28 protein-coding genes are annotated in these 23,826 nt (G+C 58.5%); 1 reads left to right on the plus strand and 27 read right to left on the minus strand.

Annotated features, from left to right (window positions below):
• Positions 1-119: 119 nt before the first annotated feature.
• From gltA to sdhC, 6 genes are all read right to left on the minus strand, one after another.
• A complete protein-coding gene (gene gltA / locus BDE01S_RS00725) occupies positions 120-1,400 on the minus strand; it encodes a citrate synthase (protein WP_066075883.1) in 1,281 nt (426 codons plus the stop codon).
• 126 nt (positions 1,401-1,526) lie between these two features.
• On the minus strand, positions 1,527-1,775 hold the full coding sequence (locus BDE01S_RS00730; RefSeq protein ID WP_066075888.1) for an FAD assembly factor SdhE: 249 nt from the start codon (positions 1,773-1,775) through the stop codon (positions 1,527-1,529).
• 3 nt (positions 1,776-1,778) lie between these two features.
• On the minus strand, positions 1,779-2,486 hold the full coding sequence (locus BDE01S_RS00735; RefSeq protein ID WP_066075891.1) for a succinate dehydrogenase iron-sulfur subunit: 708 nt from the start codon (positions 2,484-2,486) through the stop codon (positions 1,779-1,781).
• Between the two features lie 141 nt (positions 2,487-2,627).
• Positions 2,628-4,391: a succinate dehydrogenase flavoprotein subunit gene (gene sdhA / locus BDE01S_RS00740; protein ID WP_066075894.1), complete on the minus strand. Its 1,764-nt coding sequence runs from the start codon at positions 4,389-4,391 to the stop codon at positions 2,628-2,630.
• Positions 4,392-4,396: 5 nt separating this feature from the next.
• Entirely contained in the window at positions 4,397-4,738 is a 342-nt protein-coding gene (gene sdhD / locus BDE01S_RS00745) for a succinate dehydrogenase, hydrophobic membrane anchor protein (protein ID WP_066075897.1), read from the minus strand.
• On the minus strand, positions 4,732-5,109 hold the full coding sequence (sdhC, locus tag BDE01S_RS00750) for a succinate dehydrogenase, cytochrome b556 subunit (RefSeq protein ID WP_066075900.1): 378 nt from the start codon (positions 5,107-5,109) through the stop codon (positions 4,732-4,734). Before sdhC ends, sdhD begins: the two co-directional genes overlap by 7 nt.
• A 628-nt stretch (positions 5,110-5,737) precedes the next feature.
• Here sdhC and BDE01S_RS00755 point away from each other — a divergent pair.
• Complete coding sequence (locus tag BDE01S_RS00755) at positions 5,738-6,118, plus strand: YkvA family protein (RefSeq protein ID WP_066075902.1); 381 nt, start codon at positions 5,738-5,740, stop codon at positions 6,116-6,118.
• 171 nt (positions 6,119-6,289) lie between these two features.
• Here the strand turns inward: BDE01S_RS00755 and BDE01S_RS00760 are convergent, their stop codons facing one another.
• The 21 genes from BDE01S_RS00760 to BDE01S_RS00855 all read right to left on the minus strand — a co-directional run bounded on the left by BDE01S_RS00760 (position 6,290) and on the right by BDE01S_RS00855 (position 23,805).
• Complete coding sequence (locus BDE01S_RS00760) at positions 6,290-6,745, minus strand: hypothetical protein (protein ID WP_066075905.1); 456 nt, start codon at positions 6,743-6,745, stop codon at positions 6,290-6,292.
• A 10-nt stretch (positions 6,746-6,755) separates the two neighbouring features.
• Complete coding sequence (locus BDE01S_RS00765) at positions 6,756-7,496, minus strand: HI_1402-related protein (RefSeq protein WP_066075907.1); 741 nt, start codon at positions 7,494-7,496, stop codon at positions 6,756-6,758.
• A gap of 35 nt (positions 7,497-7,531) precedes the next feature.
• Positions 7,532-9,271 (minus strand): phage tail protein, encoded by a 1,740-nt coding sequence (locus BDE01S_RS11510; RefSeq protein ID WP_066075913.1) that lies wholly within the window; start codon positions 9,269-9,271, stop codon positions 7,532-7,534.
• Positions 9,264-9,836 carry a YmfQ family protein gene (locus BDE01S_RS00775; RefSeq protein WP_066075917.1) on the minus strand — a complete coding sequence of 191 codons (573 nt, stop codon included), beginning with the start codon at positions 9,834-9,836 and terminating at the stop codon, positions 9,264-9,266. Before BDE01S_RS00775 ends, BDE01S_RS11510 begins: the two co-directional genes overlap by 8 nt.
• The gene (locus BDE01S_RS00780) at positions 9,836-10,885 is read right to left on the minus strand and encodes a baseplate J/gp47 family protein (RefSeq protein WP_066075920.1); all 1,050 of its coding nucleotides are present in this window, start codon (positions 10,883-10,885) and stop codon (positions 9,836-9,838) included. Before BDE01S_RS00780 ends, BDE01S_RS00775 begins: the two co-directional genes overlap by 1 nt.
• 13 nt (positions 10,886-10,898) lie before the next feature.
• The gene (locus BDE01S_RS00785; protein ID WP_066075924.1) at positions 10,899-11,246 is read right to left on the minus strand and encodes a phage GP46 family protein; all 348 of its coding nucleotides are present in this window, start codon (positions 11,244-11,246) and stop codon (positions 10,899-10,901) included.
• A 119-nt stretch (positions 11,247-11,365) separates the two neighbouring features.
• Positions 11,366-12,010, minus strand: coding sequence for a phage baseplate assembly protein V (locus BDE01S_RS00790; protein WP_066075927.1), 645 nt, complete (start codon positions 12,008-12,010; stop codon positions 11,366-11,368).
• Positions 12,007-13,179, minus strand: coding sequence for a phage baseplate assembly protein (locus BDE01S_RS00795; RefSeq protein ID WP_066075929.1), 1,173 nt, complete (start codon positions 13,177-13,179; stop codon positions 12,007-12,009). The genes BDE01S_RS00790 and BDE01S_RS00795 overlap by 4 nt, the downstream gene beginning before the upstream one ends.
• Positions 13,163-14,494 (minus strand): DNA circularization protein, encoded by a 1,332-nt coding sequence (locus BDE01S_RS00800; protein ID WP_066075932.1) that lies wholly within the window; start codon positions 14,492-14,494, stop codon positions 13,163-13,165. The genes BDE01S_RS00795 and BDE01S_RS00800 overlap by 17 nt, the downstream gene beginning before the upstream one ends.
• Positions 14,491-16,818 (minus strand): phage tail tape measure protein, encoded by a 2,328-nt coding sequence (locus BDE01S_RS00805; RefSeq protein ID WP_066075935.1) that lies wholly within the window; start codon positions 16,816-16,818, stop codon positions 14,491-14,493. The genes BDE01S_RS00800 and BDE01S_RS00805 overlap by 4 nt, the downstream gene beginning before the upstream one ends.
• A 186-nt stretch (positions 16,819-17,004) precedes the next feature.
• Positions 17,005-17,166, minus strand: coding sequence for a hypothetical protein (locus BDE01S_RS11400; RefSeq protein WP_169798077.1), 162 nt, complete (start codon positions 17,164-17,166; stop codon positions 17,005-17,007).
• Positions 17,167-17,198: 32 nt separating this feature from the next.
• Positions 17,199-17,579 carry a hypothetical protein gene (locus tag BDE01S_RS00810; RefSeq protein WP_066075942.1) on the minus strand — a complete coding sequence of 127 codons (381 nt, stop codon included), beginning with the start codon at positions 17,577-17,579 and terminating at the stop codon, positions 17,199-17,201.
• Between the two features lie 4 nt (positions 17,580-17,583).
• The gene (locus BDE01S_RS00815; protein ID WP_066075944.1) at positions 17,584-17,961 is read right to left on the minus strand and encodes a phage tail protein; all 378 of its coding nucleotides are present in this window, start codon (positions 17,959-17,961) and stop codon (positions 17,584-17,586) included.
• A 47-nt stretch (positions 17,962-18,008) separates the two neighbouring features.
• Positions 18,009-19,421 carry a phage tail sheath subtilisin-like domain-containing protein gene (locus BDE01S_RS00820; RefSeq protein WP_066075947.1) on the minus strand — a complete coding sequence of 471 codons (1,413 nt, stop codon included), beginning with the start codon at positions 19,419-19,421 and terminating at the stop codon, positions 18,009-18,011.
• Entirely contained in the window at positions 19,411-19,611 is a 201-nt protein-coding gene (locus tag BDE01S_RS00825) for a DUF2635 domain-containing protein (protein WP_082790377.1), read from the minus strand. Before BDE01S_RS00825 ends, BDE01S_RS00820 begins: the two co-directional genes overlap by 11 nt.
• Complete coding sequence (locus BDE01S_RS00830) at positions 19,608-20,255, minus strand: phage protein Gp37 (protein WP_066075950.1); 648 nt, start codon at positions 20,253-20,255, stop codon at positions 19,608-19,610. Before BDE01S_RS00830 ends, BDE01S_RS00825 begins: the two co-directional genes overlap by 4 nt.
• Complete coding sequence (locus tag BDE01S_RS00835) at positions 20,227-20,670, minus strand: gp436 family protein (RefSeq protein WP_066075953.1); 444 nt, start codon at positions 20,668-20,670, stop codon at positions 20,227-20,229. The genes BDE01S_RS00830 and BDE01S_RS00835 overlap by 29 nt, the downstream gene beginning before the upstream one ends.
• On the minus strand, positions 20,670-21,089 hold the full coding sequence (locus BDE01S_RS00840) for a hypothetical protein (protein ID WP_066075955.1): 420 nt from the start codon (positions 21,087-21,089) through the stop codon (positions 20,670-20,672). Before BDE01S_RS00840 ends, BDE01S_RS00835 begins: the two co-directional genes overlap by 1 nt.
• A 63-nt stretch (positions 21,090-21,152) precedes the next feature.
• The gene (locus tag BDE01S_RS00845) at positions 21,153-22,061 is read right to left on the minus strand and encodes a Mu-like prophage major head subunit gpT family protein (RefSeq protein ID WP_066075958.1); all 909 of its coding nucleotides are present in this window, start codon (positions 22,059-22,061) and stop codon (positions 21,153-21,155) included.
• On the minus strand, positions 22,061-23,131 hold the full coding sequence (locus BDE01S_RS00850; RefSeq protein ID WP_066075961.1) for a phage protease: 1,071 nt from the start codon (positions 23,129-23,131) through the stop codon (positions 22,061-22,063). The genes BDE01S_RS00845 and BDE01S_RS00850 overlap by 1 nt, the downstream gene beginning before the upstream one ends.
• A gap of 254 nt (positions 23,132-23,385) precedes the next feature.
• Positions 23,386-23,805, minus strand: coding sequence for a phage virion morphogenesis protein (locus BDE01S_RS00855; protein ID WP_066075964.1), 420 nt, complete (start codon positions 23,803-23,805; stop codon positions 23,386-23,388).
• Between the last annotated feature and the right edge of the window lie 21 nt (positions 23,806-23,826).

The following is a 23,826-nucleotide window of genomic DNA, read 5'->3' on the forward strand; positions in this document are numbered from 1 at the left end:
ATCAATCAGCCTGACATACTACATCCAACTACTTTTCAGCCGGAATCCGATATAAAAATAACCCGTCCGACAACTTTTTGCAGCTATCGGACGGGTTGTTTTTATCAATCGTTCATATCTTATCGTTTTTCAACAGGAACGAAATCGCGGCGTTCCGCACCGGTATAAAGCTGGCGCGGACGGCCGATTTTCAGCGAAGGATCGCCGATCATCTCGTGCCAATGGGAAATCCAACCCACGCTGCGCGCCAAAGCGAAGATAACGGTAAACATTTCGGTCGGAATACCCAAAGCCGACAACACGATACCGGAGTAGAAATCAACGTTCGGATACAGCTTGCGCTCAACAAAGAACGGGTCTTTCAGCGCGATTTGCTCCAACTCCATCGCCAGCTTGAATTTCGGGCTGTCTTCCAAACCTAATTCTTTCAGCACTTCGTAGCAGGTTTCACGCATGATGTTAGCGCGCGGATCCATGTTGCGGTACACGCGGTGGCCGAAGCCCATCAGGCGGTATTTGCGCTGCTTCACGCCTTCCATGTAGGCTTCTACATTGGAAACGTCGCCGATTTCGTCCAGCATATTCAGCACGGCTTCGTTCGCACCGCCGTGAGACGCGCCCCACAAGCAGGCGATACCCGCAGCGATACAGGCAAACGGATTGGCACCTGAAGAGCCGGCCAAGCGCACGGTCGAAGTAGAGGCGTTTTGCTCGTGGTCGGCGTGCAATACGAAAATGCGGTCCAGCGCGCGCGCCAATACCGGGTTCGGCTTGTATTCCTCACACGGTGTGGCAAACATCATGTGCAGGAAGTTTTCGGCATAATTCAGGTTGTTTTTCGGATAATTGAACGGCAGACCGTTGGAGTAACGGTAACACATGGCCGCAATCGTCGGAATTTTGGAAATCAGGCGGTAAATGGCAACTTTACGGTGTTCAGGATCGGTAATGTCCAAGCTGTCTTGGTAGAAGGCGGACAATGCACCGACCACACCCACCATCATCGCCATCGGGTGTGCATCGCGGCGGAAACCGCGGAAGAACCATGTCAGCTGCTCGTGCACCATGGTGTGGTGGCTGACCACGTCTTCAAATTCTTTTTTCTGTTCCGCAGTCGGCAGCTCGCCGTAAATCAGCAGATAGCATACTTCGAGATAATCGGATTTTTCCGCCAGTTGCTCAATCGGATAACCACGGTAATACAACAGCCCCTCATCACCGTCGATATAGGTAATTTTGGATTCGCAACTTGCGGTGGACACGAAGCCCGGGTCGAATGAAAACAGGCCGGTGGATTTGGTCAGATTGCGGATATCCACCACATCGTGGCCGATACTGGCTTTCAATACCGGCAATTCCAATTCTTGGTTTGAGGTATGAAGTTTGACTGTATTAGACATTCTCTTGCTCCTTTGCAAAATGGGGCTTTTACGTTACCGCACGGCGGCCATCCGGAATGGCGCCGCGCGGCACTGTCTTGTTTTCAGACGGCCTGCAATATAAAGTCGGGCATACCTGCTTTATATTTATGCCTGCCTGATTCGTTCGAGCATGGGCACCAAGTGTTTTTTTTCGGTCTGCTTGTGGCCGTTAATCAGCGCCAGCAGCTCTTGGTCCTGAAACTCAAGAATTTCGACAAATTCGGTCAATTCCTGATGATTCAGCTGCTCGAATTCTTTTTCCATAAACCGGCCGAAGATTAAATCCAGCTCCAGCAATCCCCGGCGGGTTTGAAAGCGGATTTTCCGCTTTGCAGTATCATCAAATACCATCATTTTTTAAACAGCCCGCTTCAGCATGATTTCTTTAATCTTACCGATTGCACGGGTCGGGTTCAAGTGCTTCGGACACACATCGACGCAGTTCATAATGGTATGGCAGCGGAACAGACGGTACGGGTCGTTCAGATTGTCCAAACGCTCGTTGGTGATGGTATCGCGGCTGTCTGCAATAAAGCGGTAGGCATTCAGCAAACCGGACGGGCCGACGAATTTATCGGGGTTCCACCAGAAAGACGGGCAGGAAGTCGAGCAGCAGGCACACAAAATACATTCGTACAGGCCGTCCAGCTCTTTGCGCTCTTCTTGGGTTTGCAGACGCTCTTTGTCGGCATCAATCGGGGTATCGTTCACCACATACGGCTTGATGGAATGATACTGTTTGAAAAACTGGGTCATATCCACAATCAAATCGCGCACGACGGGCAAACCCGGCAGCGGGCGGATTTGCACCGGCTGCTTCAAGCCGCGAATATCGGTCAAACAGGCCAGGCCGTTTTTACCGTTGATGTTCACACCGTCCGAACCGCAGATACCTTCGCGGCAGGAGCGGCGGAAAGACAGTGTATCGTCCTGCGCTTTGAGTTTCACCAGCGCATCCAGCAGCTTCACATCGGTCGGCTCGATTTCCAACTCGTATTTCTGCATATACGGCTTGTCATCGACATCCGGATTGTAGCGGTAAATTTCAAAACTTACTTTTTCCATGAGAAGTGTTCCTTTCTCACAAGCAACTTATATATCAGTATTCTAAAGTTGCCGATAGAGATTATGTGTTGTTCTGATATTTTTCAGACGGCCTGCTGAATGATGCCACTCAGGCCGTCTGAAAACAGACATACCGATATATCAGTAAACGCGTTTGGCCGGCTCGATATAGTCAACGGTCAACGGTTTGGTGTGTACCGGCTTGTATGTCAGCGTATTGGTCAGCGGATGATACAGGGTGTGTTTCATCCAGTTTTCATCATCACGCTCAGGGTGGTCGTCGGAAGCATGGGCGCCGCGCGACTCTTTACGCGCTTCGGCAGACACCAACGTCGCTTTAGCTACCTCAATCAGGTTATCCAGCTCCAAAGCCTCGATACGCGCAGTATTCCAAACCTTGCTCTTGTCTTTGATTTCGGTTTTCTTCACGCGCTCGGCAATCGCCATCACTTCTTTGACGCCTTTGCTCAAAATCTCATCGGTACGGAATACGCCCGCGTGCAGCTGTACGGAGCGTTGCAGCTCGCGGCGCAGCGCATCGACATTCTCGCCGTCGGTTTGATTGTCCAGACGCTCCAAGCGTTGGCGGGTCAGCTCGCCGGCATTTTCCGGCAGCGCTTTCCAGCCGTCTTGTTCGCGGATGTACTTAATCATACTGTCGCCGGCCGACTTACCGAAGACCACCAAGTCGAGCAGAGAGTTCGTACCCAAACGGTTGGCACCGTGTACGGACGCGCAGGCACATTCGCCCGCCGCATACAGACCTTTAACCGGCACTTCATATTCATCGCCTTGCGGCACAATCACTTCGCCCAAGTAATTAGTCGGAATACCGCCCATCATATAGTGGGTAGTCGGCACGACCGGAATCGGATCTTTAATCGGGTCGATACCGGCAAACTGAATGGAAATCTCGCGGATACCCGGCAGTTTTTCCATAATTTTTTCCGCACCGATATGGTCGATTTTCAGCAACACATGGTCTTTGTTTTTACCGCAGCCGCGACCTTCGTAAATTTCCATCGCCATTGCACGGGAAACCACGTCGCGGGAAGCCAAATCTTTTACGGTCGGTGCATAACGTTCCATAAAACGCTCGCCGTCGGCGTTCAGCAAAATACCGCCCTCGCCGCGCACACCTTCGGTAATCAATACGCCGGCACCGGCCACACCGGTCGGGTGGAATTGCCAGAATTCCATATCTTCCAACGGAATACCCGCGCGGGCGCAAATACCCAAGCCGTCGCCGGTATTCATAAAGGCATTGGTGGAAGAAGCATAGATACGGCCTGCGCCGCCGGTGGCGAACAACACTGCTTTGGCGTGGAAAATATAGACTTCGCCGCTTTCCATTTCCATCGCGGTTACGCCGACCACATCGCCGTCTTCATTACGAATCAAATCAAGCGCAGTCCATTCCACAAAGAATTGGGTATTGGCGCGGACGTTTTGCTGGTACAGCGTATGCAGCATGGCATGGCCGGTACGGTCGGCCACGGCACAAGCACGCTCTACCGCGCGCTTACCGTGTTCGGCAGTATGGCCGCCAAACGGACGCTGGTAGATTTTGCCGCTTTCCACGCGGTCAAAAGGCATGCCCATGTGTTCCAGCTCAATCACGGCTTCCGGCGCCGCGCGGCACATAAATTCAATCGCATCTTGGTCGCCCAGCCAGTCCGAACCTTTTACGGTATCGTACATGTGCCAGTCCCAACGGTCTTCCTGCACGTTACCCAAAGAAGCGGAAATACCGCCTTGAGCCGCCACGGTGTGCGAACGGGTCGGAAAGACTTTGGACAATACGGCACAATTCAAGCCGGATTTGGATAATTGGAGAGCAGCACGCAAACCTGCACCACCACCGCCGACAATCACGGCATCAAACTTACGGACAGGATATCCCATACTACTTACCCCCAAATCACTTTAACAGAATAAACCAAGCACGCCACCAACCATACGATGGTTGCAGCCTGCAGACACAAACGGATACCGAACGGCTTCACATAGTCCATCCACAAATCGCGGATGCCGACCCAAGCGTGCAGGAAGAGCGCCACAAAGGTAATTTGGGTAAAGAGTTTCACCCACGCATTATTCCAAAACGCCTGCCATGCGCCGTGTTCGTTCGGCAGCAGCAGCAGGAACACCACCAAAGCAACGGTATAAACCAGCATCACCACTGCGGTAACGCGTTGCGCAGCCCAGTCCTTCAAGCCGTAATGGGCACCGGCCAATTTACGATCTACCATAACAATGCTCCAATCACTACGGTCAAAGTCAGCGAACAGGCCAATACGATTTTGGCCGTCAGACGCGCGGTTTTCAAATCCAAACCTTTGTGCGCGTCCAAAAACAGGAAGCGCGTACCCGCACACGCATGGTGCAGAAACGCCCACAGCAGAACAATCAGGCCGAGCTTCACAATCGGATTGGCAATGAATTGCAGATAAGATTCAAACACCGACTCGCGGTCTAAAGAGGCGGCGAGCAAGCCCAGCAGCAGCGGCAGGGCGATGAACAGCAGCACACCGCTGATACGGTGCAGAATGGAGACAATAGCCGGAATCGGCTGGCGGATCTTGGTCAGATCCAAATGGACTGGACGTGCTTTGGCAGCCATAAGTCTGTTCCTCTGTCATTATTTTCTTCTCAAAACCGGCGCGGCATACGGCTACACCGAATTACACCCTATAATTTACACGCTTTACGCCCTTCTGAACAGCCCAATCCGTCAACAATCTAATAAATTTTTACAAAAGTCGCAGTAGCCGCCGCCCCGCCCCGCCGCTTCATTTATACCGCCGCTGCCGATGCAATCCGTTAAAATATATAAAATACAAACAGATAAAACCGCATCTTTCCCCGCACACCGGCATCGTTTCCATATTAAAAAGCCGCCGTGGGGCATAAGCGCCCGTTTTCAGACGGCCTAAACTGTCAACACGCGCCCGCGTGCGTAAACGCAACAATCCCTACCCAAGCACAGCACGCCGATAGCGCGATATGCCCGAAATCCGCGCTTTTGCGCCTGACGGCTGATGAATGAAACCGTGCGGCAAGCCGTCATCACCCTGCTCCGTCCGCAACAGGCCGTATGAAAACGGCAGCGTATTTTTCAGACGGCCGGATTGCATGAAACTGCACAATACTGACGTTTCTTTTCATATTTCGACCCTATACTGGCGGCGTATTCCCTTGTGATTGTTTGACCCTTTCCCGCAACATTTTTCCCGACCGAAAGGCTTGGCATGACCGATAACGAACGCCCGTCTCCCGAAGAGTTCATTCCCAAATTCCGCCGCAAAAAGCTGGACGAACCCGGCTTTTTACGCAAGCTCGCCCGCTTTGCCGGACGCTTGGGCGCACCCGTCGTCCGCCAGCTTTACGCACTGTATTATTTGTGGAAATCGCCGCACCCCCCCAAACGCGCCAAAATGATTGTGCTGGGCGCGCTGGTTTACTTTTTCAGCCCCATCGACAGCATTCCCGACCTGCTCGGTCCCTTGGGCTTCAGCGACGACATCGCCGTGATTACCCTGGTGTACAGCCAAATGAAAGCCTACCTTACCGACGATATCCGCGAGCAGGCACGCTCTGCAACCAACCGTCTGCTGGGACGCGACAGCTGAACGCATCCGTTAAATAACTTGAATTAAATAAACCGAAAGTGTAACGCGCCGCTAACTTTTGCACCATTGGACATTAGCTTTTGCGCCGCGAATCAGTATTTAAACATAATTTAAATACTGCTCAAACCCACATAAAAAAGGCTGCCGAGAGAACTCCGGCAGCCTTGTCATTTATGGGTCGGGCGCGATGCGCGAAAATAAGGTGTTGGGGCTCAGTTGATGCGACTCGGAAACCCCTAGAGCGTGGCCGACCCACTCCGAGCAAAACCACTTGTTAAGGCGCTGGTGCACCGGGATAACGACGCCCAATGCGCCCCCAAGGTCGTATGGCTGGCCTTGGGTGTGCCGGTAGAACTCCTCCACCCACGGCAGCAGATCGCCTGAAATGGGCACCAAGTCCCATTTATCAGTGGGTAGCGCCATGGCTTTACGCCGTACACCGCCGTCGCGCAGGCTGGCGGAATAACACATAAAGCGGCCGTTGGCTTGAGAAACGGCGATCTCGCAATGGCTGTACTGGCCGCGCGTTGCGCGGCGGATCAGCCAATCGATGCTGCGATACAGTAGCGATTGAGGGCTGTAACCGCTCTTACGGCCACGGTAAAAAGCAACGAAAATACGCACCATAAAGCCCCCTTTAACGGCCGCCGAATGCAAACTCAATCGCCGCCAGCTGGTCCATGTCTTCCGCTTGCTTGATCTGCGACTCAATAGCCTGTCTGAAACCGACTACCGTTGCCGTGAGTTGCTCAAAAGCCAGCGCTTTTTCAAGCGCTTTTTGTTTCAGGATGTCAGCAGGGATGGAGCGGGCGGCGGAAATGGTGTCCAAGGTTGGTGTGGGAGCATTGGGGTCGGCCGCCCAGGCTTTGGCCTCGAGCGCCTGCAAAGTCCATGTGCGCACCTCAAAGTCCGGCAGCAGATCGATGCCAGCGACGGCATTAATGTAGTCTTGCGCGGACTGGTTCAGAGCCAGCAGTTTGTCGCGCTTGGCCTGCTCCAGCTCGGCGGCGGCCAGCTCGGCGGCTTTGGCCTGATTGAGCGTCCATCTACCTTTGCGCCACTCATGCGCCTCGCTCGGACGCGGGTCAAGGGTCAGCTCGGCGGGCAGCTCGCCCACGCTCTCAATCTGCACGGCGCTGCCGTCATTAATGTTGTAGGCGGTTTTGCCGCGGTGATCAGGGATGTATTCCCAAGCCTCGCCCGTCCAGCGGGCGGCGTGGCCGTCGCGCGGCTCGGGCGGGGCGGTGTCGATGCAGCCGCCGGGTACCAAGTAGCTGCCGTCGCGGGCGTGCACGTCAAGATCCGCCTCGGCCGGGCCGAGATACAGACCGTCTGCATCCAGCTGGCAGACGGGTTTAGTCCATTGGATTTGTGTCATTTTTTATCCTTTAATTTGATGATTTTCAGACTGCCTTAAATTTTGATACAGGCGAGTAAGGCGAGGTTGCGGGGGCGGGTTTCGACGCCGCCGAACGCCGCCGTAGATACCCGATCGCCGGGGTCGTCAAAACGGCCGTCGCCGTCATACAGCGATGCGCTTCTGTCGCGGCTGGCCTCCACACGCTCCCAGGCGACCGAATTGGACAGGTGCCCACGGCGGTAAATGTGGTCATGCCAGCGCAGCTCATCTGCTTGCCAGCTACCCAGTACGCGCCCGTTGTCCACGGTACGCCCGTCGTCGTAGCCCCGAATAAACTCGCCCCGCAGGTCGGGCAGGTTAAAAGTTGTTGAGCCGTTTCCCGCACCGTAGGTGGTACCGATGGCGGCAAAGATGCCGGCATAGGTGGCACGCGATACCTGTGCGCCGTTGCACTTAAGGAAACCGTTAGGCGGCACAAGACCCGCAAAATAAATGACCGTGCCAGGCGGCATTGCGGCCGCCACATCGGCGGTTGTGGCAACCGGGAAATCAGTGTTGTCCACGCGCACAAAAATGCGCGAGTTGTCCCAGCGCATGCCGAGCGCATTGGTGCCGTTGCTTAAGTTGGTCACTTTGGCCGCCGCCTGGTCGTAAGCGGCCTTAACCGCCGAGGGCGTGGCCGCCATGTTGGTGGCGGTCGAGTTGGTGGCGGTGGAGAGCTGGACAACGCCGGCCACGCCGGTCGTCGCCCACTGAATGGCGTGGGTGTGACTGGTAGTAGTGGTGGTGTTGCCAGTTGTGCCGGTGATGGTGCCGGGTGTGCCGAGAGTGATGGTACGGTTGGCGCCCAGAGTGCCGCCGCCGGTTAAGCCGTTACCGGCAGTGATGACGGTGCTGGCTGACGCCGCGCCATCGGCCACCAGCTTAAGCGCGCGGGCCGATGCCGCGATGGTCGAGTCGTCAACGTTGGCCGCATCGGTCAGACGACGTGTGCTGATAAGCTCGATCCACGCAGGAGCCCAAGACTCCTGCCCAAAATTAAAAATCGAATAAAAGCGGCGCCCGGACGATAAATAGACGACCTCCATAAATGAGTGGGCGCCCATCAAATACAGCGTGAGATGCAGGGCGCTCCGCACGCCGTCAAGCGGTGCGTTTATAAGGGTGTGACTTGTCGATGAGTTGTGCAGGGTGGTCTCAAAATGGCCGTAGCCTACATAATCGCTGCCCATCAAATCGATCAGGCTTTGCTTGTTGCCAAAATCCAATGTGTAAACAGTCGCGGCGCCAGGCACGGCTTTATGAGTGTACTTGAGCGCGCCGACGTTAAGCTTGGCCTCATTAAGCGCCTTGCCCTGCGCCGCCGTCAGCGCCTGATCGGTGGCCGTGCTCGTGAGTGTATCGTTAAGACGCACAATACCCGCCGCCGTCGTACTGGCCCGGGCCAACTCATGCGTGTGGGAGTTGCTCGTAGTGGCGTTGGTTGTCTTGTCGGTCAAGGTCGAGGGTATGCCCAGCGACAGCATACGGCTGCTCGTCAAATCCCCGCCGCCGATTATGCCGCTACCGGCATTGATGATGACTCTGTTGCTGGCCATCGAATTAAGCGCCGTGCTGACCAGTTGATAGATCTGATTCGGCGTGCCCGGCGCAACCTGCGCGCCGAAGCCGCGCACCAGACCGGTCAGCTCGTCCTGCACGGCATTGAGCCAATCGGCCGTTACCACCGTGCCCAATACGTCGCGGCCGTTGCCGTCAATAAAGCGCTTGTCTTGGGTATTAATCTCACGCATTGTCTGCTCCGTATGCAAAGCCCACCCAGGTGTGGGCGGGTTTTAAATCCTCAAAAATGCTCTCAATCACCGCATCGGCGTATTCCGACAGCCGCCCGCCTGCGGCCGATGCGCCGGCGCGGAACAGCCAAACCTGTTGGCTATTGCCCTCAACATTGACCCGCCACGACCAGATAATGTCTTCGGGCGCGATGCGGTCACCGGCGCGGTTTTCGCCCGCCCGAAAGGGCTGCGGCTCCTCAATGCTGATGCGGTAGCCGGCCGCCTCGGCCAGGCGGATAAAGTACGGGATACTCAAGCCGCCGGTAGCGTTGATCTTGGCCAGCACCTCGGCCAGCCGCTGCTGATAGGGCTTGCCCGTGCCGTCCAGGCCGAGCACGCGCTCCCAGTCGGCCAGGGCATTACCTGCCGTGCGCGGATCAGCCGCACCCAGCGTCTGCGCGGCCGACTCGGCCACCGCATTAAGCACGCGGCCGTCGGTTTGCGCCTGCGAGCGCACGCGGCCGGCATTGGGCGCATAAGACACGGGCGGCAGCAAGCCCAGTAGGGTTTGGGTGTAATCCATCACATCAGACTCACGGTAACGCGGCCGAGCTTAAACCACTCGATACGGCTGACCGTATCGGCATCGCGGTTGGCCGACGGGCTGGACACACGGCGGTCGGTAATATTGCCCACATTGCTAATCACCGCCTCGATCTGCGACACAATCAGGCCGTCTCCGGGGATCAAGGCATCAAAATACTCAAGCAGCGCCGCCTCGATGCGGCTTTGCGCCTCCTGCAAATCCATACCATCAACCTTAACCTGCACGGCCACCGGCACGTTTGTGACATCAGGCTTGAGCACCAGGCTGCTTTTGGCAGTTACCGGCCGCATCTCGTCGATATAGGCCTGCACCGCCTGCACAATCTCATCACTCGGCACGCCGCCGGCGGATGTGATGGCGATATCGACCGTCCCCAGTCCCCGCCGCAGCGGGTAAACATAGGCGCTGGTCACGCCGTCCACGCTGAGCGCCCAGTTTTTGTAGTCGTGGCGGTTGCCGCCGGCGGGCGGGCGGCGGATGATCTCCAGCAGGCGCGCCAAAAGCGAGGCATCGCTCTCGGCATCGGTTCCGCCCGCCGCGCTGATGCGGCAGTCGGCCGACACGCCGGCAGGCGGTGCCATCAGCTGCGCCGATGCATCGCTTACGTTGTAGGATTCGCCGGCGTCATCGGCGGTAATGGCTACACTGACTTGGCCGTCTCCCGCTATTTGACCGGCGGCAGTGGTGCGGTAAAAACGGTTGCCTTGCTTGATTTGCAGCCCGGCCGGCACTTGGGCACCGCCATTACCAAACAACACGGCCACGCCTGCGGCCGTGGTTGGGCTGCGGCGGCGCAGGCCGCGCAAGGATGCGTGGCGCTCGAGATACTCGGTATCGGCCGTGTCGGGGAAAATCTGGCGAACCACCCAAACCTGATGGGCATACTGGCCGACAGCGCAGCTGGCCAATCGGCTCGCGTGCACAAAATGGTCGCTGTCGGCGCTGGTGTCGGCCGTCGGATCAAGCGAGCGCGTATCACGCAAAATCGCCTCGCGGATCTCCTCAAAAGTCGGCGTTTGAAACATCTTTAAACCACCTTTAAATCACAGGCACTTTGTGCCGGTAGTCAAACCCGCCGGCGGCCGTCTGCACGCGGATGCGCAGTATCAGGCTGCCGTTGTGCGGCTGCTCCGCCGCCACATCGATGCGCTCGGCGCGGCCGCTGTCGACAATCGGCTGTAAAGCCTCTTGCGCATACTGCTCGGCCAGCTGCGCCACCCGCGCCACGTCTTTTTCGCGCTCGAGCAAATGCAGCAGCGAGCCGACGGTACGATCTGCCCACCAAGTGCCTAAAGGGGTGCGCAGCCGGATATAGACGGCGTTTTGCAGGGTATCGATGGTGCGGCCGGTGTAATCGCCAGTGAGCGGGTTTAACTCTTTATCCATAACGCGATTGTTGCGTTTTTCAGGCGGCCGCCCGAAGAGTACGCGCTTCACACCCTTAGGCCGTCTGAAAACAGGCGCAAAAAAAGCAGCCCTAAGGCTGCCTGCAAACGGCCAAACAACTACCCGACAACTCCGCCGGTTTCCGCGCCGTTGGTCTCGCTGTGTTTGTGGCCGGCACCGATGTCCACACCGTTGTTGCTGATTTTGCCCTTGTTGGCAAAATCGCCGGTGTGCTCGATAGCGCCGGTAAATTTCGCACCGCTGCCGCCTTGCACGGCCATGCCGCCGTTGCCGTTGATCTGACCTTGGGCGGTCAGCTGCGCCGTGCATTGGACATTTGGCGCGTCAATCTTCACACCGCCCGGCGCGGCGATCTCCAGCTTGTCGCAATCGATCTTAATAAGCCGCCCCTGCTTGAGCGTGATGCTGCTGCCCGACTGGTCGTACACCGCCACTTCGCCTCCCGCCAAACCCTTGACGCGGTAGTTGCCGTGCTCGGTGGCAACAATCACGCCGTGCGAGGTCGCGCCGCCCAAGGGGATAATCACGGCCTCCGTGCCCTCCGGCGGGTGGCTGGTAAAGCCGAATTGCTGCAGGTGCTCCACATCTTGCAGCGTCTCGTCGGCCAGCGCACTCAACTGCACGCGCTGCACCGGCTCGCCCGCCGATACCAAGGCGATTTTGCCGCGAAATGCCTGCCTTACCGCATCGCCCACCCCGGCGGCCACGGCTTTGGTCTTTTTAGCCAACTTGCTCAAACTCATTCAAACACCGCCGTTTCTCTGGTTTTGCGGGCCGGTGATTTGGCGCGGCCGCCCGTTTTGCGCTTGTCGGTTACGCCTTTTTTGCGGCCGGTGCGCCGTCTGGCGGCCTCGGCTTTTTTGGGGTAGGCATCGGGCGTCCACACACCGTCCTCTTTGAGCCGCAGCTCGGTGGTAGTGCCGCCCGAGCGGCTTAAATTAAAGCGCCGCCCCATCAGATAGTAGATGGCATCAATGCCGTCCTCCTCATCGATCACGTGCACGCGCTGACCGGGCTGCCACAGCTTACCGGAATCGGTTTTGTGATCGCCCACCGTGATGTTGAGCGTAAAGCCCTCCAGCCGCCAATCGGCCAACTGCTTTTTGGCCTGTCGCTGCAGCGCATCCAGATTATCGGCATCCGACACCACCACCGTTTTGGGCTTATGCAGGGTCATGGTCGGGTCGGTATGCACCCATTTGAGATCGTGCTTGGCACTGTTGCCGCTGCGGCCGTGGGACTGCGCCAAAAAGGTAACCTCACTGTAGCGGTTGTCGCTGTCGCGCTCAATGCTGACACGCTCCACATTGCGCCGCTTGTCATGACGGCTCCAGCACAAGGTGGCCACAGGCTCGCCGGCATAATCCGCGCCGCCGACCACCAAGGTGCCGTCCGGCTCCATCCAAGGATGCAGGCCGACCGAGTTAGCCAAATGGGTGAGTGCCTGCCACACACTCTCGCCCGGCTCGATATCGATCTTATCCAGCGTGTCGTTTTTTTCCGCGCGCAGCACCACCTGCTTGATCTGCGGCCACGGCTCGACCAGCTTTTTGGCCGCATCCAGCACCGTCATGCCCTTAACATTAAGCTGCGGTGCGGAGCAATCCACCAGCAGGCCGGCCAAATCGCGGCCGCTCAGGCGCAGGCTGCGACTGCCTTTGCTTTTGTCGTGGTGCTGGCTGCCGATAATGCCGGTCAATACCGTCTCGCCGTTGACCACCACCTCGCATTGCTCGCCGCTCAAATCCGGCACCTCCTGCCCCTCAGGCAGGCCCAACTCAAAATCAAAGCCATCGGCAGGGATCAAAAAATCGCTGTCTATATCGTAAGAGAGCCAGTCGCGGTGCTCCTGACCGCCAATCCGCACCACCACTGTGTTGCCGTAGGGATAGGGCTTATCGTGCGTAGCCATTAATCAATACTCCTTGTCGGATAAACGACGGATGCGTGATATGCGGATTGAGGCGCACCAATTCCGGCGCGCGGCCGATGTCGCCATAAAGCGCAAACGCCAACTGATGCACTGTGCCCGATAACGGCGACGGCCGCACAATCAGCGGCGGCTTACGGTTGATCGCCGCACGCACCAACTCGTTAACCTGGCCGGCACACTCGCGTAAAGTCTCGCTGCATTGGTGCACCAAGGGATACAGCCTATCGGCCTCGGCCGCCGACACGGCACGGGCTGCGGCGAGCGACTGGCGCAGCGCATCAATCTCGCGCTGCACCCGTTGGCGCAAAACGCGGTTGATATACATTAACTCCGGCGCCGTCATCTCCTCGCCGTAGGTCTCAATCAGGATTTGGCCAACCGAAATTAGCGACGACAGTGTGCACAAACGCAGCATCTGCGCCACCGCCTGCGACTGGGCATAAGTGATGCGCTGCAGCCGCAGGGCAGTATTGCTGCCAGCCAGCACCTGACGCGGCAGTTCAGACAGCGCATCAACCAAATCCAAGGCCGCATCAAAGCGCAGACGCACGCTGCGGCTGTCGGCCTGCGCCACTCCGTCGGCCTGCACGGCGGCCGTCGCCGCAATCCCCGCGCGGCACATCCGCTCCAAATCGGCAAACACCGCCGCCGCATCGGCGGCAAAATTCTCCGAGCGGTAAACTCCTGCGGCATGATCGGGATATTGCCGTGCATCCGCCTGCAACAACTGGCGCACCGCCGCAAACACACCGCGCAGCGTGCTCCACAAGCCCAAAGCGCTCCCCCACAGCGCAGAGCACCCCTGGCGCATGGCCAGCAGCGCATCAATCATCCCCACCGCCGCCATGCGGTAGGCATCGATCCGCGCAATCAGCCGCTCGAGCGCCATCAGAAAATGGTTTTCAAAAACAAAGATTTTTTGCGCTTCGGCCGCCTCGCGAAAGGTCACATCGATGGTGGCGTAATCCACGTTTTCCGCGTCATGGCGGTAGCTCCACGACGCGGCCAGCATATTGTTCAGGCGCCCCCAAACCGGATGCACCAACACCCCGGCGCCCGGCTCTTCGAGTGCCTCCAGCAGCCGCAGCAGACGGCTGCTGTATTGCTTGCCGTAAAACACCGCCGACACCTGCACCTGGCGGCCGCTGGTGCCCATATCCTCCAACTCGACACCCTGGGTAAACGCCCGCGCGTGCTCGACCAGCGCCTTGCCGTTGCTCTCGTCGAGCGCCATCACCTCAAAGCCGACGCCCTTGTAAGAAGCGTCTTGTAAAATCGTATGCCAACTGCTCATTGCGCCGCTCCCCGGCCAAACATGGCCACCTGATGGCGGGATACCTCGTTGGCAATCACACGACCATCAAGGTGCACCGTCATATTGTTGTTGATGGTTTGATTCAACTCGGCCAAAACGCCGTTGATGGCGGAGAGCGCAGACGTTACCGCCGCGGTATCGGCCGCCACCGCCGCTTGGTATTGCGCCGTTTGCGCGGTAATGGCTGTTTGGTAGGCGGTGGTCTGCGCCGCGATAACCGGCGTGAGTTTTTCCGGCGGCTCCACCGCTTTCGGCGGGGCGGGAGGCGCGGCCGCCGCCAAAGGCGCAGGCTTGGCCGCAGGCTGCAGCGGAGCCGGCTTGGCCGCCTCGGGCACCCGGTTGCGCGCCGACTCACCGGCGCCGTTGATCTTGCCGGCCAGCCAGCCGCCGGCAAAGGTGCCGAGCAACCCACCGCCGATACTGCCCAAAGCCGCACCCACCGCCGTGCCAATACCCGGCGCAATGGCCGTGCCGATCATCGCACCCAACTTGCCGCCCGCCAGCGCACCGGCCAAACCGCCGCCGGTCTCGCCGGCATTGCTCACCTGCGCGGCATTCTTCTCGGCGCGGCTCAAATCGCTGCGCCGCTCAATATTGACGGCATCCAGCACACCCATGCCCACCGCCAACACCGGCGCGGCACGGCCGGCAAGCTTACCCGCACCCGCCGCCGCACGGCCGACCCCCGCCGCACCGGCACTCACCGCACCGGCCACACCCTTACCGCCGCCGCGCGATAAAACGGCCATGGCGCCCTGCGCCACGGCCGCAGCCGTTGCCGCCGCCGCCAGCGCCTGCAAGGCCAGGGTGGTATTCGGAAATTCGGCGGACAGCCCGGCGATACCGGTCTCAAACGCGATCAGCGGCTCAGTCATACTCTCCGTCAGCATGGCGATGGACTTATCCCGCTCCTGCTGCGCCGCATCGGTCATCATCCGCGCTTCGTTGAGCCGGTCGACCTTGCCGTTATCGGGGGTAACGCCAGCCAGAGATTTCATGTAGATATCCATCTGCTCCTTATCGGAGGCAGCCAGCAGGCCGTTTTTGGCCTGCAGGTCGGGCATGACTTTAGACAGCACAAAGCCGCGCATGATGTTCATTTGGTCGAGAGCGGTTTTATCGCCGGCATCGGCTTTAGCCTTGTAGGCGGCAAACTCTTGGTCTTTGGCCAACATTTGATCAACAAGACGGGTCAGCACCTGCACCGCGTTTTCGCCGTTGGCCTTACCCCTTAAAACCGATCCCTCCCAATCAATACCCTTGCCGGGGCTGTTGGGATTTTCCAGATCCTTCAGCCGTTTCACAGTATCCGCCGACAAGGTTTTACTCAGCGCATTACGGACATCCGTTGCCGCCTCGCCGGTGCTGCCCGATTTATTGGCCGACGACTGCAGCATCGCCAGCAGATACTCCAATCCCTGCATCCCCGTCAGGCCGGCCTGCTGCGCCATCGGCAGCAGAGCAGGTAACTCGCGCACCATATCGGCAATTTCAAAGTTGCCGTCCAAGCCAGACTGCAAAGCCTTTTCAAAGGCCAATCCCAAATCTTTGCCGTTAAACCCCGCATCCTTAAACACTTTCATGATTTTCGCGGTGTCGTCGGGGTTGTATTGGCCGTTTTCGCTGGCGGCCATCATGGCAGCATAAGAGGTTTGCGCGTCAGACTTAACCTCATTAAAACTCATGCCGTTGGTCATCATGGCGCTAATCATACCCAGCGCCGAATCGTGATTACCGCCATTGGCCCGGATCAGCTCTAAGGCCAGACTCTTAACTTGCTCCGCGCCCTGCGTGGCAATCCACTCGGCAGATTTGCTCTCATCCTCGATAAACGCCTGGCGTGCCACTTGGTTGATATTGGCGTTGACCTGCTTTTTGTCATCCATTGCCGGCTTAAGCACGCCGTAAGCCGCCATACTGCCGGCAAGCACGCCGGCACCGACACGGCCGACCGCCTGCAAGCCCTTGCCCCAGCGGCCTTGCGCCTCAATTCCCTGATTCAGTTCGGCGGTCAGCTCGCGGATACGGTTTTTAGTGGCCACCGCCGCGCGCTGCAAATCATTTTGCGAGGCCGTGCCGCTGCGCGCCAAACGGCGGAATGCCGCCTGCGTTTGTAAAATTTCGCGCTGGATCGCCCGCTCCGAGCGGATGCCAGCCGCCTCATAAGGTCGGTTGCTGCGCGCCAACTGCTCGCGGGACAGTTTGCTTTTAAGCAGCTGCCGCTCGGTTTCGCGCAACAACTTGACTGCGCCGTCATCCCGTCCGGTCAGGGACAGAACCAGCTTCATATTTGCACTAGACATAAAAAATCGGCCTCTAAGCTCACATTAACTCACGGTTAATTATGGCTTAAAGGCCGTCTGAAACAGGATTTAAAGGGTTTCAGCCCCTACATCCCTTTTGATGCCGACAACTGTTTATTATCCGCGCCGACTGGCCGTCGCACGCGCCCAAGATCAAGGCCAAAGCCAAATCATTTTTCAGACGGCCTAATCCTGCGGCTTGGACTGACGGCGGGAAATAATCATGCCCTCGCCGCCGGCTGACGGCCGCTTAACCCCAAGGCTCTGCAGGATATCGTCAAACCAGGCCGCCAGCTCGGCATGGCACATTTCCCGCACTTCGGCCGCGCCGATGCCGGCTTTGGCCATCAGAATCACCGACTGCCGGTAGTTTTTATGGCTTAAGCGCCAGTTTCCGCTTGCGCCGCCGTTTCGTCCGGCGCGTGGCCGTCCGAAGCGGCGGTGGATTTTTTTACCAGTATCGCCATTTCGCCGAGGATTTGCTTGTAATCCTCGCTCACCAGATTATCCATCAGATAATCGGCGGTCAGCACATCAGGCGGCACGCCCTCGATGCTGATTTGGTGCGACCAGTAAATCAGCGTTTCACGCACGCCGCGCTCGGTTTGGGCGCTCGCGGCAGCATCGTCGGCCAAAGGCGGCAGCTCGTCGATTTCGGCGATGGCGGCCAGCTCGCCGCCGATGGTCAGTGGGCGGAGCACGGCACGGCGGCAGGTGCGGCCGTTATGGGGCAGGCCCCATGTCAGATCAAATGTGTGCATACGCTTACTCCACTACTTTATCCAAGGCGCCCATCTCAATATCGATGCGCGCCTCGTTATCGGCCTCGTACTGCTCGCTGGTCTCGATCGTAAAGCAATCGATATACGACACGCGCTTGTCCTCTTTGTTGATGGGGTAGATGGTAATTTTGGCCTTGGTGATGTTATCCCAATCGATGGCGGTGCCGTCAATCGGGATGGCGGCAGTCACGCTCAGTTTGTGCTCGGTCACGCCGTCGGCGTAGCCCAGCACGCGGCCGGCGCGGTTCATGGTTTTTACGGGTTTTCGGCCGGTGGTGGTTTGCGGCTTGATGCTGATGATCTCGATATCGCGGCCGTTAACCTCCATGATCACGGCGCCGGCGTAGGTTGCATCGCTCATAATGTCCCTTTCGGTTGGTTTTCAGACGGCCTTTCGGCCGCCCGGGGTTAAAGAATCAGGTCGATGCGGCCGGCAAAAATGTGCAGGCCGTTGACCACATCAGCCGGGATAACCGCATTGGCGCGGTTGGCATCCTGCAGGCTGCGTGCCACCAAGAGCTTGGCTTTGTTGGCCTCGACGTTTTCGATGATTTCGGCCTGCTCCAATTTGTAGAGCACATCCAAAATCTCGCTGCGGATTTTGGGCAGCAAACGGTCGGAGAGCTTGTCGCGCGGGAAACGCAGCGCGATGCGTTCCTTAACCGAGCGGCGCACATAATCCAGCGTGCGGATGGTGGTGATGTCGAGCAAAGACGGGTCGTCAACGTTGGCGGCCGATTTGGTGTAGGTCGATACCGCGCGCATAATCTGCACCTTGCCCGCCACCACGGTTAACGGGGTCAGGCCGTTATAAAGCGCGCTGTTGCACTCGTTAAACAGCGGCCAGTCAGCATCAGCGGTGATGCCCAAACCCTTAATCTCCAGCGTGTTGAGCGGGCGCGCCGGGTCTTCTTCGGCCGCCAGCACCGCCGCATAACCGGCGGCCAAAATAGCATTGGCCTCGGCCGCGCCCTTATACCAGGCGCAGGTAATGCGGCCGTCGTTGAGCTTGGCGGTCATGGCCGCGCCTGCCGTCATGGTGCTGCGGTGGCCGATCACGCCGATGCAGCCGCGCTGCTCGATGGCGTTGGATACCTGGCCGATATGGTTGGACAACGCCTTGAGATTAGCATCGTCCGCAAACGGGCAGACGATGATGTGGTATTGGCGGCCGGCCACTTTGGCCAAAGCGGGCGCAATATCCGCATTGACCGCACCCTGCGCCATAGCCGACACCTCGATGCTCAAGCCGCTGTTGCCGGCATCGGCGGACAAGGCAACCTCGTTACCGATCTCGCCTTTGCAGCGGGCAGTGAGTGACAGCACGCCGTCGGATACCGCTGCGCTGACTGGCAGCGCGGCATGGTTGATTGCCGCCTGCAGGCGCGCGGCCACTGCAGACGCCTGCTCACCGCCTTGCGCCGCCACACTGACCGACTGGCCGCCGATGCTCACCGACACCGCCGCAGCGGTTGCCACCGTGCCGGCCAGCGTGATGCGGCCGGTAGCGGCCACGCCGGAATCATGGTCGGGCAGGCCGATGACGGTTAAATCCAGATAGGCGTTATTGCCAAACGCCTGGCGCACCATCAGCTGCGCCCAAGAGCCACGGCCGAACAGATCGCCCGCCTGCGCATCGCTGTAAAGCTGCACCGGCGTCAGAGGCGGCTGGCTGCCGCCGTTCATCGGCGCGAGCAGCAGCACTTTCTGCGGGTTTTGCGGCAGACCCTGCACGGCGGTGCGGGTATTAAATTCGATGTATTGGCCGGGCACACGCAGGCTGCCCGGAATGGTGTCAAACGAGATATGCTCAGTCGCCATGACTTGCTCCTTGGGATTTCGGGGTTTTCAGACGGCCGCTTACCGGCAGCAAATCGCCGTCGGCCAGCAAACGGCGGTAATACAGACTCTCGCCGTCCACCTGCACCGGCTCTTGGCCGATGTATTCGTGGGGGTTACCCTCCAGCGGCACACGCAGGCCGTTTGCCGCCTTAACGCTAATCAGGCTCATGCCTTATCCTTTCTCAAATCCAGCTCAAGCGGCACGTTTGCGCCGCTTGCCGGGTCAAAAATCAATCCGTCCATCACCTCAAACCACGGCCACGGCTCGGAGAGCTCGCCCTGATATTTGGTAAACAGATAATCGGGGTGCGCAGGGTCATCGGTGCGCTCGGGATAGCGGTCGTTATCCAAGGGGCAGCTGTCAAATCGCAAGGTGTATTCCACGGCCACCACGCTCAATGTCGCCGCCTGCACCAAAGTGTTTTTGACAATCGGCCGCACGGCCTTGGGCATAAGGCCGCGACTGTCGGCCAAACCCAAACGCTGCCCGTCGAGCAGGCGGCGCACCGCATAAATCAAGTCGTTACTGCCGATCTCGCGCCAATCCACACCGCCTTGCCGCAGCGACTGCTCGCTGCGCAGACTGCGCGTGGCACACATCACCACAAACTCGGCCTGATCCTGATAGCGGCGCTGACCGGCGGACGGTGTGTCAATCCGGCTGCCGCCGTAGGTTACCCACACCGCAGGCAGGGTGTGGATGCTGGCCGGCAAATCGTCCAACTCGCCGTTATAGCTTTTGACCGTCCGCACCAAACGGCCCAATCCGCGCCGCAGGCGGTCGCTAATCTGCTGCTCGATCCGGGTTATCACGGGCAAAGATCCTGTTTTTGGCATTGGTAAACATCACGCCGCTGTCGGCAGTAGCCGCCTGTCCGTCATCGCTGCCGTCCGCGCCCAGCTGCAAATCGCCTTTGGCCAGCGCCTTGAGCAGGTTGAGCACATCGATTTGATAGCGGTTGCGGATCTCCTCGGTGATCAACACCCCGTTGGCGGCAGTCAGCCGGTAGCGGGCAATGTCGCAGCACAGACGCTTAAGGATGGGCGGCACCTCCTCAAACGGCCGCGCAAAGCGCCCCAGATAGGCATCGATTTCGGCGCTGGCATCCGCCAGGGCAACAGCGGCCACCTCCTGATTGACCGCGCCGCTGTGATGGCGGTCGGTCATCTCGATCATCTCGAGATCGCCGAAGCGGTCAACCATATCGGCCACGGTGGCGTAAGCCATTACTCGGCCTCTTTGCGCTCAAGCGCCGGCTCGCCGGTGATGCGTGCCCAAGCGGTTTCGCCCACTTCGGCGCGTTTCACGGTCTGCCATTGGTCGGTAAACAACACGCCGCCGCGCCACAGCTCTTTGCCTTTGGCTGCGCGCACCAACAGCGCCTCGCGGCTGTCGGCTTTTTTATCGGCTTTGTCCGCCTGACTGCGCAGCGCGCGCAATTCTCGCGCCAAGGCTTCTTTTTCGTCTTCGGCATCGGTCAGCTTGGCGGTCAGCTCGTCGATTTCGGCGCGTGCAGCGGCCAATTCGGCCTGCACATCCGCAGCCTGATCCTTAACGGCCGTCGCCAGCTCCTGCGCGCTTAACGCTTCGGTCTTTTCCTCGGGCACGGGCGCTTGGGTTTCGGTGGGTTTGGTGTTTTTTGCCATATTGGTCTCCCGTTTCAGACGGCCTTTAAACTGCTCTTAAAGGCCGTCTGAAACCGTTAAAGGTTACAGATGCACCGACACATGCAGCTTCAGACGGCCTTTAAAGGTGTTGGTGGTGCCGTCGATTTTGTCGGCCTCCAACAATTCGCGCGCCACGCCCTCCAGCTCGGGCGGCACTACCAGGAGGCTGGGCTTGACGTCGAGCTTGTAGCCGCCGTTGGCCTCGACGCGCTGCATCTTGACGATGATTTTTTCCAAGTTGGCTTTTGTCAGCGCGGTTTTTTCGGCCAAATGCGCCAGTTGCCACAAGCCGAAGCCGGCGGCGCAGCGGCGGCGCGAGCCGTAAAGGTAAACGTCTTCCATAAACACTTTGTCCGATTTGGCGGGATCAAACTTGGTCTCAAATTCGGGCTCCGTGCGGCTTTGGAATACCAGCGGCTTGAGCGTTTTGGTGTCGTCAATCACATACCAGCTCGGCACATCTTCATCGCTGCCGGTGGTGATGTTGGCGGTGGGCGTGTTGCTGCCGGTGCCGTCGGTTTTGCTGTTTACGGGGTGGTCGGTGTCAAAAAAGTATTGGCCGTCGTAGCAGGTGGTGGTTTTGCCTTGCTTGAGCAGACCCCACACCAAATCATCCGGCAGCGCGGCGGCGGATTCGCCCATCGCGGCCATCATCGGGCGGTACATACCAACCTGATCATCTTCGATGTCGGTGCGTTCCACGCCCACAGTGGCTTCAAACTTTTTATTAGCCAGACTCATGGCCTCTTTGCCCATTTTTTCGATCTGGCGCTCGCCCACCCACTCACGCATCTTCGGAAACTTACCGAGCCACGCATAAGTGTTGATGGCGGTGGTTGACGGCACGATCATAGCAATGGCGGTGTACGACGGCTTAACCGCAGCCAAGCCGTTCATAAATTCCTTGCGGAAAGCCGCTGTGATGGCGGTTAAAATGGCTGATTTATCCATTATTTATCGTCCTTTTCGGTTTTGATTTTGGCAAACTCGGCATGGCTCATACCGAGCATTTTGGCAGCAGCCGCTTCTTCGGCCGTCAGCGCCACCACGGTTTCGGCCGCCTTGCCGCCTGTCTGCGTGCCGGTCAGCGCGGCCACGGGCTGCGCGTTGTCGATATAGCTGCTCAAAAACGCCAAGCCGCCGTCTTGCTTGAGTACGCTCTCCGCCCACTCCTTTTGCGCGGGCAGCAGTTTGCCGGCGGCCAGCGCGGCGGCAATCAGCTCGGCACCTTTGTCGGCAGTGCGCTCGGCAGTCAGCGCGGCCAGCTGGCTTTGCAGCTCCTGCACCAGCGCCACCGGCGCAAACTGCGTCGGGTCAGGCTGGGCGGCCGGCAGGGCAGACAAGGCTGCGATCCGGCTGTCTTTGTCGGCCAACTCTTTAAAGATGTCGGCAGACAAGGCAACGCCTTGCGGTTTGGCTTGCAACAGCGCAGTCAATGCCGCCGTCAGCTCGTCTTCGGTCGCCTGCGGCAGGCCGAACAGTTGTTGCAACAACTCTTTCATCGGGTTTTGCTCCGTTTCAGGGTTTAAAAACTGTGCCGACGCTGCCGCCAACACTTCGTCCATGCCGTCGAGCGCCGGGTAATTGGTCAGCGCGGCATGGTAGATTTTGCGCACATAGCCTTTGGTGTCGTAGCTAAACACCGCAGAGATATAACGGTATTCCTTGGCCGCAATCGCAGCGGCGGCTTTATCCGTCCACTCCACATCGGCAAACAGGCCTTTGGGCGTAAACTCCAGCCAGCGCATCCAGCCGGCGGCAGGGGCGGGCTGGCCGTTTTTCTCCTTGTGCAGGGTCTGGTGCTCGTAATCGACCACCAGCTGATTGCGCGCGGCATTGGCCAGATCGACCACATCACGGCCGTTATCCTCGGTCAGATACCAGGCCGGCGCGTCAAAGGGGCGGCCGTCAATCGCCCGGAACTCACCGTAGGGCAAAAGCTGGATGCGGCCGTCACGCGGCTGCACCTCAAAGCTGCACGCAGCCAGAGTCAGTTTGGTTTGGGATGCTTTTTTGGACATGGCAACTCTCTCACAATGGTCTTATTGTGCAGCCGCCGCCGGCAGCGGGCGCAGGGGAGGTGTTTCAGACCGATTCGGGGCGCAAAAAAAGGCGGCCAAGCGGCCGCCGCACATCCGGTTTGCACATCACATTTTAAAACCGCCCCTGATGCCCCGTTGAAAACGCCAGAGCGCGTTTATCGGCTCGACAATACCTTTGCTTACCCCAAATGCAAAGCGCGCTAAAAAGCGCGTTTTTGAGCCGTTTTTAAAAATCAGCCGATCAGGCCGGCAAAATAATCCTGCACATCGTCCATCAAATCCTGCTTATCCTGCCCCGTCAGCGTTAAAAATTCGCGTTGCGGAATGCGCACCTTTTTGCCGCGCCCGGCCATGCCGCCAAAATTGTGGATGGCGGCATACACCAGATTGGTGCCGACCAGGGCGGTGTCGTTGTCCGCCAACTCAGTGATGCTGCCGCGCAAAGCGCCGGTATCGACCAGCGGCTTGCCGTTGCGGTATTTCAGCCCCAGCCATTTGGGGCGGCCGCCCTGGCGGAAATTGGTCATCACCGCCGCGTGCATGGTGCCGGACAAGCGCCGCATCAGCAGATAGCGGTTGTCGTCCAAACCGCGCCCCAGCCGTTCAATCTGGTTTTGTACGACAAATAAATTGTTGATTTGGATTTCAATCATGATATGATCATTATTAAACAG

Source organism: Bergeriella denitrificans NBRC 102155 (assembly GCF_001592185.1).
GTDB classification, from domain to species: Bacteria; Pseudomonadota; Gammaproteobacteria; order Burkholderiales; family Neisseriaceae; genus Neisseria; species Neisseria denitrificans.